Origin of the sequence: Povalibacter uvarum, from assembly GCF_014202975.1 — a bacterium.
In the GTDB taxonomy this organism is placed as follows: domain Bacteria; phylum Pseudomonadota; class Gammaproteobacteria; order Steroidobacterales; family Steroidobacteraceae; genus Steroidobacter; species Steroidobacter uvarum.
In genome coordinates this window covers 608,657-621,311 of sequence record NZ_JACHHZ010000001.1, presented here as the reverse complement: position 1 = coordinate 621,311, position 12,655 = coordinate 608,657, and the positions used below count along the sequence as shown (strand labels likewise).

At 63.7% G+C, this 12,655-nt stretch carries 10 protein-coding genes; 3 read left to right on the top strand and 7 right to left on the bottom strand.

Going from position 1 to position 12,655, the window contains the following annotated elements:
• Positions 1 to 5: 5 nt before the first annotated feature.
• Genes HNQ60_RS02625 through HNQ60_RS02615 form a run of 3 tightly spaced genes read right to left on the bottom strand, consistent with a single transcriptional unit; the run spans position 6 to position 3,527 of the window.
• Positions 6 to 1,475, bottom strand: coding sequence for an MBOAT family O-acyltransferase (locus HNQ60_RS02625; RefSeq protein WP_184329455.1), 1,470 nt, complete (start codon positions 1,473 to 1,475; stop codon positions 6 to 8).
• A 3-nt stretch (positions 1,476 to 1,478) separates the two neighbouring features.
• The gene (locus HNQ60_RS02620) at positions 1,479 to 2,531 is read right to left on the bottom strand and encodes an SGNH/GDSL hydrolase family protein (RefSeq protein WP_184329454.1); all 1,053 of its coding nucleotides are present in this window, start codon (positions 2,529 to 2,531) and stop codon (positions 1,479 to 1,481) included.
• A gap of 6 nt (positions 2,532 to 2,537) precedes the next feature.
• Positions 2,538 to 3,527: a lysylphosphatidylglycerol synthase transmembrane domain-containing protein gene (locus HNQ60_RS02615; protein WP_184329453.1), complete on the bottom strand. Its 990-nt coding sequence runs from the start codon at positions 3,525 to 3,527 to the stop codon at positions 2,538 to 2,540.
• Positions 3,528 to 3,710: 183 nt separating this feature from the next.
• On the opposite strand from HNQ60_RS02615, the gene HNQ60_RS02610 reads away from it, so the two are divergent.
• From HNQ60_RS02610 to HNQ60_RS02600, 3 genes are all read left to right on the top strand, one after another.
• Positions 3,711 to 5,063, top strand: coding sequence for a LamG-like jellyroll fold domain-containing protein (locus HNQ60_RS02610; protein ID WP_184329452.1), 1,353 nt, complete (start codon positions 3,711 to 3,713; stop codon positions 5,061 to 5,063).
• Positions 5,060 to 6,079 carry a lysylphosphatidylglycerol synthase transmembrane domain-containing protein gene (locus tag HNQ60_RS02605; RefSeq protein WP_184329451.1) on the top strand — a complete coding sequence of 340 codons (1,020 nt, stop codon included), beginning with the start codon at positions 5,060 to 5,062 and terminating at the stop codon, positions 6,077 to 6,079. Before HNQ60_RS02610 ends, HNQ60_RS02605 begins: the two co-directional genes overlap by 4 nt.
• 209 nt (positions 6,080 to 6,288) lie before the next feature.
• Complete coding sequence (locus HNQ60_RS02600) at positions 6,289 to 9,708, top strand: beta strand repeat-containing protein (RefSeq protein ID WP_184329450.1); 3,420 nt, start codon at positions 6,289 to 6,291, stop codon at positions 9,706 to 9,708.
• Between the two features lie 63 nt (positions 9,709 to 9,771).
• Here HNQ60_RS02600 and HNQ60_RS02595 read toward each other — a convergent pair whose 3' ends face one another.
• Genes HNQ60_RS02595 through HNQ60_RS02580 form a run of 4 tightly spaced genes read right to left on the bottom strand, consistent with a single transcriptional unit; the run spans position 9,772 to position 12,651 of the window.
• On the bottom strand, positions 9,772 to 10,404 hold the full coding sequence (locus HNQ60_RS02595; protein WP_184329449.1) for a class I SAM-dependent methyltransferase: 633 nt from the start codon (positions 10,402 to 10,404) through the stop codon (positions 9,772 to 9,774).
• A 55-nt stretch (positions 10,405 to 10,459) separates the two neighbouring features.
• A complete protein-coding gene (locus HNQ60_RS02590; RefSeq protein WP_184329448.1) occupies positions 10,460 to 11,143 on the bottom strand; it encodes an N-acetyltransferase in 684 nt (227 codons plus the stop codon).
• Positions 11,140 to 11,976, bottom strand: a complete 837-nt coding sequence (locus HNQ60_RS02585) for an esterase/lipase family protein (protein ID WP_184329447.1) — start codon at positions 11,974 to 11,976, stop codon at positions 11,140 to 11,142. The genes HNQ60_RS02590 and HNQ60_RS02585 overlap by 4 nt, the downstream gene beginning before the upstream one ends.
• 27 nt (positions 11,977 to 12,003) lie before the next feature.
• Positions 12,004 to 12,651, bottom strand: coding sequence for an acyltransferase (locus HNQ60_RS02580; protein WP_184329446.1), 648 nt, complete (start codon positions 12,649 to 12,651; stop codon positions 12,004 to 12,006).
• Positions 12,652 to 12,655: the final 4 nt, after the last annotated feature.

Here is a 12,655-nt window from a genome sequence, read left to right as displayed (position 1 = left end):
CGTCCTCAGAATTGCTGGTACAGGAAAGTGCTCGCGCCCAGCGGCACGAACAGCAGCAGGTAGACGATGCCGAGGCCATAGGCCGCGCCCCGCACGGGTGCCGGCATGGCTGTGAACTTCTCCCAGAGCTGCGCAACTGACTTCGTCGCGATCGCATGGCACGCAACGATGAAGCCAAAGCCGAGCAGCAGGTTCGCGACCGCGACGATCCACAGATCGAAGGTACGCGTGCCCGCGGATGCAAAGAGTCCCGCGGCGAAATGGCCGGCGGTCGCCATGTCGGGCGACCGGAACGGGACTAGCGAGAGTACGAACGTGAGCTGCGTCAGCACCCACGCAACGAATGCGTAACCCAGCGTCTTGCGCCACTGCACGAAACGCCTGTCGGCCCTGCACCAGCCGCGATAGCGCTCATCCCATTGGCGCTGCACGATCATGCCCACACCGTGAATGGCGCCCCACAGGATGAATGTCGCAGCCGCACCGTGCCACAGGCCCGACGCGAGGAACGTGATCATCAGCGCGACATCCATCCGGCCGCGGAACCAGCTTCGGCCAGTCGTCAGCGGACTGTATATGTAGTCGAACAGCCAGCGATTCAGCGTGATGTGCCAGCGTCGCCAGAACTCCGGCAGGCTGCGGCTCAGGAAAGGCCAGTCGAAGTTCGGAGGCAGTTCGATCGCGAACAGTCTCGAACAGCCGATCGCCATCAGACTGTAGCCCGCGAAATCGCCGAAGACCTGCAGCGCATAGGCGACGATGGCGATCCAGTGCGAAAGCACACTCCACTCATCAGGGGCTGCGAAGACCGGATCGACGAGTGTCGGCCCGTAGGTATCCGCGATCCATCCCTTCAGCGCGTAGCCCAACAGGAAGGCGGCTGCACCCCGCGCGATCCAGGAAGCTTCGAGCGACCGCGGCTGCTCCAACTGGCGCAGCAACTCGGACGCCCGTGCAATCGGACCGGCAGTCAGCTGCGGAAAGTAGCTGGAGAACGCTGCGAACGTGAGCAGCGATCGGCCGGCGGTCTCACGGCCGACGTAGACGTCGACCACGTAGCTGATTCTCTGCAGCGTATAGAACGAGATGCCCAACGGGAGCACGATGCTCAGCGCGGGCGTCGCCGCATCGACGCCGAAGAGCTTCAATAGTTCAGCGGCGGACTCGATGAAGAAGTTCGCGTACTTGAAGAAGCACAGCGCGCCGAGATTCCAGACGAGGCTCACGGCCAGCGCGAAACGTCGTTGCCCCGCACCGGATTCGGCACGATGCGCTTCGATGTGCCGGCCGGCCCAGTAGTCGATCAGCGTGCCCACCCAGATCAGAGGCAGCCAGCGCCAGTTCCAGGTCGCGTACAGCGCCCATGACAACAGCAGGAGATAGGCGTTCTGCCAGCCCGCGCGACGCGGCAGCAACCAGTACGCGATGAGCGCGACCGGCAGGATGAAGAACGCTTCGATGTCGACGAAATCCATGCGTCACCGGGCCGTCATGCCGACTGTCGAAGTCGGCGTGGTGTGTTGCGCGAGGAACGCGAGATCGCCATCGAGAAGCCAGCCAGCCAGCTTGCGGTTGCCCTGGGCATTCACGTGATCGTAGTCGGCCATGTAATCGTCATTACCGAGCGGCGAACGCGTCGTGATGTCTATGAGCCGCACGCCGTGCTCATCGGCAAATTCGCGCATGCGCGCCGAGTACTCCGCGAGCGTGCCTTGAATCGCCTCTTCGCTCAGCGTGCCCGGCCTGCGGGCAAAGATGACGATCGTGACGTCGAGTCCCTGGGATTTCAGGTAGTCGACGATGTGCGCGTACGCTTGCGCCTGGTCGTCACTGAAGAGACAGCGCTTGCCGCCCTCGTTGTACTTCAGCCACCACTCGGTGAAGGCTTTCTCTTCCTCCGCCGTACGGCCGGTCGGCTGGCCCCGCAACTCCGCCATGCCGTCCTTGAGGATGGCTCCGCGACCACGATCCGTGACGAGCACGGAATCAGACAGCAGCCGCTTCCAGCGCCAGCGCAGATAGTTGCGATTGATGGGGGTAATGCCCTGCTGCTCGACATCGCGAACGAAATGCCCGAGCGTCCACGCGTGCGAAGGCAGTTCAACAGCGGGCCTGCCCTTCTCCCACGAACAGCTGTCCCACCATTCGGTAACCAGCAATGCGCGCTCCAGGTGATCGTGGACCCGCCTGCCGGTCGCATCGCGCTCCTCGATCAAGGGCCGCAGGCGCTCATCGAGCACGAACTGAAAGTGCGTGGCCTTGCCTGCTTCCATCGCGACCGACACCATGACGTCGGACTCGCCAGTTCTTCGCGCGAGTTCCTTGCCGACGACATCCATCGATCTTCCGTGACTCGAACTGATCGACAGGATTCGTGGATTGGAATGCGCGAAATCGCGGACGCCATCGTCGACCTGTCGCAGCCAGATGCGGGGCGTCACGTAGTGAAACGCGTAGTCCGCGGCAACGATCACTGCGATCGCCGCGAGGACGACGGCCCCGATGGAGCGCCAGGAAGCCTGCTTGCTCATGATGGATCAGGGGTCGGTACGGACCGCTGGTGCCTTCACGCGCCAGCGGCGTCCCGAACGATAGAGCGCAGCCAGGCCGAGAATGACCATCGGCAGCAGGACGAACACGGTGTAAACGATCGATGCCGCGAAGGCATTGGGCGCCGTCACATGGAAGGCAGCGAGCCCGAAGGTGAACCCGAGCTGCGTCGTGCCGACGTGAATCGGCGCAGCCGGCAGCGTCAGCCCCACGACGATGAGCACGAGCACCGCGATCGCGGAGACAGCCTCGGTAGTCAGTCCCAGCGACCGCATGCTGGCGAGAATGCCGATGAGAATGCACGTCCATTGCAGCACCGACAGGATGATCACTTTCGGCAGCAGCCTGCCATTGCGGATGGTGCTCAAACCGCTCAGCGCTTCGCGCAGGTGCCAGAGGATTTTCTCGCGCCAGCGCGGCGAGACGAAGAACAGGAGCTTCTCTGCAAGACGCAGCGCAGCGTCGGTCCAGAGGAATACGACGACCATTGCGAACAACGCGCAGATGACGAGTCCCAGTGCAACATAGCTTGCCGAGACGACCATCGGCGCCACTTCGTCAGTGGTCAGCACGAGCACGCCGAGAAACACGAGCACGGAAGCCGTATCGAAAAGCCGCTCGATCGCGATCGTGCCGAGCAGCGCGCTTGCGGGCACGCGATGGCGCTTGCTGACGATTGCCACACGCGCCAGCTCACCTACATGCGAAACGACGAGATTGACCGCGGTTCCGGCGTACACCGCCGTAATCAACTGGGTGATGCGGAAGTCGTAGAGCGGCGATAGCAGCACCCGCCATCGCCAGGCTTTGAAGCACATGAAGGCGATCGACGCGACGATCGCGACGAGTTCCCAGGGAAGATGCGCCTGCAGGGCGATGTTCAGGCTTTCGGACAGGTTCACCGACCGCAGCGACAGCCACAGGAATACGCTCCCGATGGCGAGGCCTAGGACGAGCCAGGACGGGCGTGACGTCATCTGCGGTACCGGATGAGACAGACCGTCTCTGGATTACTTACCATAAGCAACGAAAAACGTGGGAAAGTGCTCGGGCCAAGCAACTTTTGCGACCTCTGCAATGTTCCAGTGGGCGAGTGACGCGTTCTGTCGAAGCAGTCACAATCCCGCCGGCCAGACCAGCGCAATGACAGGAACTTAATAGTGGTAACGCCCCTTTCCCGCAGGACCTCGCATTGGCGCTGGACCACGTTCGCGGTTGCATTGCTGTGCACCGCCGTTGCGGGAGCGAGCTCGCTCGAGTTCTTCGAGAACGCGGCGAGCGATTACGACTACGGGCGGCAGAACACCATTCCCGCCGGGTTCGGCACCGGCGAGTTCACGCTGGAGATCTGGCTGCGGCCGGACAGTTCGCTGCCGGTCGGCTCCACGGACAGCGGCACGAATCAGCTGCGGAACTGGAGCAACGCGAACCCGACGCCGTACAGCTCATCGAGCTGGTGGTACGCCGGAAACTTCCTGCTCGATGGTCACAACAACACCAGCTACTCGAGCGGAACGTTCAGCCTGCAGTTCTTCAACGGCGGCCGTCTTCGCTGGTTGTTCGGCGACGGCGCACCCGCGGACGCACGCAGCGGCGACTTGCACGCCGTGCAGAACGCAAGCGGCGCTTCCCTGCTCGACGGCCAATGGCATCAGGTGACGCTGGTGCGGCGTCAGAGCGGCAGCGGCGCAACGCTGGAAATGTGGATCGACGGTGCGCTTTCCGACACCGAAACGACCAGCGAAATGACGGACATGCGGCAGTGGTGGAACAACTGGACCGGCTTTCCGCAGGCGGGCTGGATCTGGGGCGCGGAGAAGCAGGCAGCGCTCGGTCAGATCACCCAGTACGAAGACTACAAAGGCAACATCGACGAACTCCGGTTCTGGTCGATCGCCAAGTCCAGCACGGACATCGCACAGAACTATCGCGCACGGGTGACTGGTGCCGAAACCGGGCTCGCGGGCCACTACACATTCGAAGCGACGAGCCCATGCAACCAGGTGGGCGGCGGCGGTGCCTGCATCAACGCAAGCAATCTGAAGTCAGGAGCTCTTTCTTCCGCCGAGCCTCCGCTCACTGGATCGGGTGGCGGCAGCGATACGTCGGCACCTACAGTACCCGCTAACCTTCGCGCCTCCGGAGCCACCGCAAGCGGCGTAAATCTCGCCTGGGACGCAGCCACCGATAACGTCGGCGTCGCCGGCTACGATCTCTATCGCGACGGCGACCTGATCGCCTCTCCGACTGCTACGAGTTACACGGACTCCGGGCTCACGGCCGCGAGCACCTACATCTACACGGTGCGCGCCCGTGATGCTGCGGGCAATGCTTCCGACAGGTCCGGCGGTCTTACCGTGACGACGATTACAGTGACACAGCCGCCGCCGAGCGGCGGTTCGGGTGGTGGTGGTGGCGGCGGTCAATTCGGACTCGGATTCATTGTCTTCGGCTTCCTCGCCTTGCTCGCACGCCGCGGATACAGCTCGCCGACCCTTCGCGTCGCGCGATGAGTTCCAACAAGCGTTGGCTCGCGCTCGGCGCGGGCGTCGTGCTGAGCGCCATCCTGCTGGTGTTCGCGCTTCGTGATGTTGACGGCGCAGAACTGCGCCGCGTGCTTGCGGCGGCACGATGGTGGGTGATCGGCCCCTTCCTGCTGAGTCTCTTCGCCTACTACTGGGTGAAGACCGTTCGCTGGGCATACTTGCTGCGCAGCGTGGTTCCTGGCGTGACGGCGGGCCGCCTCTTCGCGCCGGTCATGATCGGCTACGCCGCGGGTGCGTTGCTGCCGATGCAGTTCGGCGAGATCGTGCGCGCGTGGCTGGGCGCTCAGCGGTTGAACATCCGGATGCTCGCCTCGCTGATGTCGGTCGCGCTCGAACGGGTGTTCGATCTGCTGTCGATCCTTCTGCTCGCGGCGCTGGCCTTCCTGACGGCGAAATCGGCTTCAGCATGGCTTTCGTCGGTCATCTGGCTGCTGGCCGCCGGCGCATTCGTCGCGCTGATCCTGTTCCTGATCTTCGTGTTCCGGACGGAGCAATGCCTGGCTCTGTGCGAGCACCTGCTCGGCAAGGCGCCGCCGCCTCTGCGCGCCCGCATCCTCGATCAGCTGCGCGCGGCCGCGACCGGCCTCAACGCATTGCGCAGCATCCGCTCCATTTCCGCCGTGATGGCGATGTCGATCCTGCAATGGCTGTTCATGTTCGCGTGCATCTGGCTCAGTCTCTACGCCATGCACCTGGACCTGGGTGCACTCGCCGCGGTGCTGACGACAGTCTTCACCGTCATCGGCATCAGCCTGCCGAACAGCCCAGGTTATGTCGGAAGCATCCAGCTCGCCTTCACACTCGCCCTGGAGCCGTTCGGCGTTCCTGGCGCGGAAGCCATCGCGGCATCGTTGTTCTTCCACCTGCTGGCCTACGTTTCGGTCGTCGTCTGCGGCCTCGCGATGCTGCCCGTCGTGGGCATGAGCGTCCGCGACGTGGCGAAAGGCACGCGTGAAGCGAACGCTGAAAGCAATACCCCGTAAGGACCTGTCGGACAGAAATCGCCCTTTCGGAACAAGAATTTGCGCCAGTTCACACTTTTCCCTCACAGCGCGTCGAAATAGTTAACAGCGGGCCTCCGTCGACCCTCGAAAAACGCGATAACCGAATGAACTGATTCAGCTTTTCACTCTTGGTACGGGGCTTGCAACTCTTGGTGCACTGTTAAGTCGATGCCCAGAGGTCCGAGATCGTGAAAGCGTCGTTGTTCGGTTCCACGTTCACTGCACGGTTGATTGCAGTGTTGCTCATGTTCGCGGCAGTGGTCGGGACGGCCCAGGCGAACATTACTGACGACTTCCAGAGGACGGACAGCGCCACCATCGGCAACAACTGGGTCGAAAAGAACGCCAGCGCGTTCTCCATCGCCTCCGGCCGCGTGACCAAGCTGTCGGTCGGCACCGGCTACCCGGACAACCTGGTCTACCGCCCGGCCGCCGAGAACGTCGCGGACGTCGAAGCATCGGTAGAGCTGCGCTTCACCGGCAGCCCGGGCTACCCGCAGGTCCATACGCGTGTTCAGACGAACACAGTGACCTTCGCAGGCTGGCTCGACAGCTACATGCTGTACATCAACGACAGCACATCGCAGGCCATTCTCGGACGCCAGAGCGGCACGGCCTTCGTCACGACACTCGCTACGATCTCGCTGTCCCCTGCCCTCAACACGACGGACAACTTCCGCCTCCGCCTGCGGACCACAGGCACGAGCCCGGTCGAACTCGCCGCTTACGTGGAACGCTTCAGCGGCGGCAGCTGGCAAGTCGTCGGCCAGGCGCTCTACAGCGACTCGTCGGCACAGCGCATCGTCAACGCCGGCTCGGTGGGTTTCTCCGGCTACGTCGAGACGACCTACAGCTTCGACAACTTCGTTCGCACGAACCTGACCGGCGCGCCTTCGAACCCGACACCGACCCTTTCCAGCATCGCTCCGGGCAGCGCCCTCGCCGGTGAATCCGGTCTGACCCTGACGGTCACCGGCTCCGGCTTCGTTGCAGGCTCTGAAGTTCGCTGGAACGGTGCTGCACGCACGACGACGTTCGTGTCCGCAACGACGCTCGAAGCAGCGATCACATCGGCCGACCTCGCAAGCGCCGGTTCGGCTTCGGTCACGGTGTTCTCGCCGACTCCGGGCGGCGGCACCTCGAACGCACAGACTTTCACGATCAACCCGAACGGCGGCTCGAATCCGGTCCCCGTAACGGCCAGCCTGAACCCCTCTTCGCGCACCGTGGGCGCGGGCGCCTTCACGCTGACGGTGAACGGCTCGAGCTTCGCGAGCGGCGCAGTGGTGCGCTGGAACGGCTCGAATCGCACGACGACTTTCGTGTCGAACTCGCAGCTTACGGCGGCAATCACCGCGTCCGACGTGGCGAGCACCGGCTCGGCTTCGGTCACGGTCTTCAATCCGACGCCGGGCGGCGGCACCTCTGGTGCGCTGACCTTTACGATCACCGCGGCCACGAATCCCGCACCGACGCTGTCGAGCCTGAACCCGACGTCGCGCACCGCGGGTGCCGGCGCCTTCACGCTCACCGTCACGGGCGCGAACTTCGTCCCGTCGTCGGTCGTCCGTTGGAACGGTTCGGCCCGCACGACGACGTATGTCTCTGCTACCTCCCTCACAGCTGCCATCACGGCGGCCGACGTCGCGACCACAGGCTCGGCATCGGTGACGGTGTTCAGCCCGACGCCGGGCGGCGGCACTTCCGGCGCACAGACGTTCACCATCAGCTCGAGCGGCGGTGGCGGCGGCACGCCCGTCCTCACTGACCTCGCACCGATCTCCACGATCGTGGGCTCGGCGAACGCAGTGGTGACGATCAACGGCTCCGGCTTCACTGCCAGCTCCGTGGGTCGCTGGAACGGCTCGAGCCGCACGACGAACTTCGTCTCGGCGACGCAGATCCAGGTCACGCTGACGACTGCCGATCTGAACGGCGATCGCATCGGCGCCATCACGGTCGCGAACAGCACGAACGTTTCGGGTCCGCTGAGCTTCTACGTGCTCCCGGGCACTGACTCCGCGTTCTTCGACGGCTTCAATCGTGGCCCGAACGCCAACATCGGCAACGGCTGGGTCGAGAAGACGCCGACCGCGTTCTCGATCAACGCGGACGGCACGGTTTCGGCGGGCAACACGTTCCCGGTCGACTATCACGATGCCATCGTCTATCGCCCGACCGGTGAAGACCTGCTCAACGCGGAAACGTCGATCGAATTCATCCGTCAGCCGAACGGCGAACGCTTCGCTCAGCTGCACTCACGCGTACAGCGCAACACCGTGCAGCAGACCGACACGCTGCACAGCTACATCCTGTACGTCGAAGACTATCTCCCCTCGCCGGGCGCGCTGGCCTTCGCAATCCAGCCGCCGACCTACAACCTCGGCGAGTGCGTGCTGCAGTTCGTTCCGCTGCCGAGCCCGCTGGTGAACGGCAACCGCTACCGCCTGCGTTTCCAGGTCACGGGCACTTATCCGGTCCAGCTGAACGGCATCCTCGAACGCTTCAACGGCGGCTCGTGGGACCTGGTCGTGTCGGGCTCGATGACCCACGACAACAACACCCAGGACAACGGCTACTTCTGCCCCTACGCTCAGACGCCTGCACCGATCGGGACGGCCGGTTCGGTCGGCTTCGCGAAGTGGGAGACCAACTCGGAGGCCTACGACAACTTCCACTACCGCACGCTGTCGAACGGCGCGCCGGTGAGCAACGTGCCCGCGGTCTCCGGCATCGTGCCGACGGCCACCACAGCAGGTGCTGGCGCGTTCAACCTGGTCGTGAATGGCGCGAACTTCACCGCCGGCTCGGTCGTCCGGTGGAACGGTGCCAACCGCACCACGACATTCATCTCGCCGACCCAGCTGCAGGCGGCGATCACTGCGGCTGATGTGCAGTCGGCAGGCACAGCGAACGTGACGGTCTTCAACTCGGGCGCCAATGGCGGCACGTCGCCGCAGAGCCCGCAGTTCACGATCGTCGCGGCTGGCGGCGGCGGCTCGTTCACTGATGCGTTCGGTCGTTCGGATTCGGACACGATCGGCAACGGCTGGGTCGAGAAGACCCCGTCGGCCTTCTCGCTGGTCGGCGGCCGCGTCGTGAAGCAGGCATCGACGGTCGACTACCGCGACACGATCCTGTATCGCCCGTCGTCCGAAGCGCTCCTGAACGCGGAAGTTTCGACGGTGCTGCGCATGTCGAGTACTTCGATCGGCTATCCCTCGCTCTTCACACGCGTTCAGTCCAACACCGTCGCGCAGAGCAACGTCGTCGACGGTTACATGCTGTACTTCGATGACAGCTCGACGAGCGTGGTGCTGGGTCGTCAGCGCGGTCAGCAATTCGTGACGACGCTCTCGTCGTTCACGCTCTCGACGCCGCTCAACACGACGGATCTGTTCCGCTTGCGCCTGAGCGCAACGGGCACTTCGCCGGTTCAGCTGCAGGCGGTTGTCGAGCGGTTCGTATCGGGCAACTGGACGATCATCGGCCAGACGACGGCGAGCGATTCGGCATCGGATCGGCTCACGACGCCGGGCGTGGGTGCACTCGGCGGCTATGTCGAAGCGACCTACTCGTACGACGATTTCACGGTCACGACGCTTTGATCTGACCTGAAGGGAAAACGTCCTTCTGCTCTCGCAAGGGAGCAGAAGGACCGAAGGGATGCATCAGGCGCGCAGCAGCGAAACGCCTGTGTAGAGCCGGACCAGCTTGCCGCCGATCGGCGGCACGAAGACTTCGTCTTCCACCTTGAAATGACGCTTCAGCGCGGGCAGCAGCCGCTGCCGGCGATCCGAGTACTGCTTCGGGCTCTCGCCCGTCGACAGCTTCAGCGCGAGATCCCAGATCGGTGAAACGCCGGGCGTCGCGATCGCGATGACACCACCCGGCTTCATCACGCGAATGAGCTCGCGGCAGGCCTTGTCGATGTCATCGACGTACTCGATGGCGCTGACAGACACGGCGCAATCGAAGAACCCATCTTCGAACGGCAGCGACTCCGCACCGGCAGTCGCAAGCGTCGCCTTGATGCCATGCTTCGCGAGCGCGGCCTCGACTTCCCTCGGCATCGGATGAGGATCGATGCCATACAGCTCCGACGCCCGCTGCGCCAGCTCCGGCATGAAGACGCCGCTGCCGTAGCCGATCTCCAGCAGCCGGTTGAACTGGCGCCCCGCCAGCAGGCGGCGAATCAGGCGGAAACGAATGCGCTGCACCGTTCCGATGAAGGGACGGTAGTTCCAGTCCGCGTGGTCGACGGGCCCGGTGCGCACCAGCGCAGACTCAGGCAGTAACTTCAATTCGTTGTCCGATGCGCCCATGAGGGTCCTTTGTGTTGGAGGGCGAGGGATCCGCTTATCCCGCGCTTGCCGGTTGCCAGAGAAATTCGACGGTCTTCTTGCGCCAGCCAGGCACGACATCGAGACCGGGTTGCCAGCCGTTGCCCAGATAGAATAGCCGGGCCTCGAGGTTGTCCGCATCGACGATCACGCGCGCACGCGTCACCTTCTTGTCGGCGAACTGGCCCATGGCTGACTTGAGGAGGTCCTGGCTGATGCGCAGTTTCGTACGAATCATGAACTCGCGCGCACGGAATTCGGGCATCACACCAAAGGACAGCACCTCACCGGACTGGGGTGCGTTCGGATCCGGCGGCGGCAGATTGCGCATGATCTGGAGCGCCTCCCACACCGCTGCAATCCGCTTCGGGTCCTTGAGGACGGATGTCGCCATCACCCAGCCGATTCGGAACAGACTCCGCCGGATTGCCTGCTGCATGAAACCGGAAGAATCATCGGTGACCACGATGAACCCCGCGGGCCTGTCGTCCATGTAGGCCACTGCGCCGGAGATGAGCCCCATCCGCGGCAGGACGCTGTAGTAAAACCGGCTCATGAAGTCAGGGCCCAGCAGCGCCACGGGACTGTGAGAGAGCAGCGCGCCGTGCAACGATGCGAGATCCCGGGACACCTCTGCCGTCACTCCCGTGCCGAAAGGCTGAACCCGATAGTTGATTCTGGCGCTCACATTGGAGCTCATGGCGCGATATCCCGCTGCAAAGAAGCAATCACCGTAACAATGAGCGCAGGGTCCGTGGGCAGATCATCATGCCTCACCTCGCGTTGCCACAAGACGTTCCCAGGCGTGGTCTCCGTGCCGTTACCGGCAAGCTCATGGAGCTGCAATCCGCCTGCCCCATCGAGCACGGCGCTGGTTTCGGGCCGCAGCCACTCATCGGTGCCCAGGCGGAACGTCGTGTACTGAACGTGGCGCATCTCATCCGGAGGCAACGATGCTACTCCCGGCCGATCCGTCCCGCGTCCGAACGGAGTTTCGTCGGCAGGCTGGTCCCGCGTCCCGTTCAGTTCGACCTGCAAACGATGGCTGGTGGCGTCCTGCGCAAACGCGGGGCACAACTCGCGATTGCCTTCCCCGGACAAGCCGCACAACGCATCGCTGCCGTGATTCGCAGGCGCGATGCCGACGAGATTCCTGACGAGGTCCGCCCTGCGTTTGGCGATGTACCAACGCGCCGACATCGAGCCCATGCTGTGAGCGATGATGTCTATCTTCTCGGGCGGCGAGCATCCCGCTTCTTTCGCCGTTGCCTGCGCCGCATCGAGCAAGCGGCGCGCTGCTGGCTCGATCGTCTGCTCCGCCGCCGCAATGCTCGAACCATCCGACGGCTTCAGATCGACAGCGACCAGCCAGGACGACGGATATCCCGCCGACTCGAAAGCGCCGCGCATCGGCTTCCACGTCGATGAATCGAGTCCCGACCCGTGAACGAACAGGACCGGCCGGCCGGATGCGCATCGCTCTGCCTTGCCGCAGCCCGCAGCGCCCAGCGCGAATGCGGCCACCGCAAGCATCCCAGTGCTCGGCAAGCATTGCATCGCTCAACCCTGGGCAGGCTTTCGCGACGCAATGACCTTCGCAGGAACACCGCCGACGATCTGGTACGACTCCACCGGCGAGTTGACCACTGCGCCGGCCCCGACGATTGCACCGGTCGCCACTTCCGCCATGACGACGGCGTTCGTTCCGATCCAGCAATCGTCGGCGAGAGAAATGCGGCGCAGTTTGCCGCCCTGCAGTGCCATGGGCACATCTGTCCGGTCGTAGTTGTGATACTTCGCGCCGCTCAGGAAACGGCAGCCCTCTGCCGTGAGCACGTACGATCCGAAATCGCAGTAGTGGATCGTGTTGTACATGCCGATCAGCACGTTGTCACCGATGCTCACGTCGCGATACAGGAATACCGTGCCGAAGCCGATCATGACGTTGCGGCCGCATCGGGTCAGCGTGAAGCGATAGAACTCGTAGCGGACGATCGTGCCGAGGAGATACGGCACGAACGCGAGGATCTGCGAGCAGGTCAGGAAGATGAAATCGGACAGTCGCGAGAACAGGACCAGCGGCAGGACGATCGGCCAGGTCAGGACCCCCGTGACCGCCATCGCGATCCTCAGCACACGGGATTGCGTGAACTGGTGATAGTCGATGTCGTGATAGCGCTCCGCGCTGATCCGCTCCGCCTTACGCATTGGA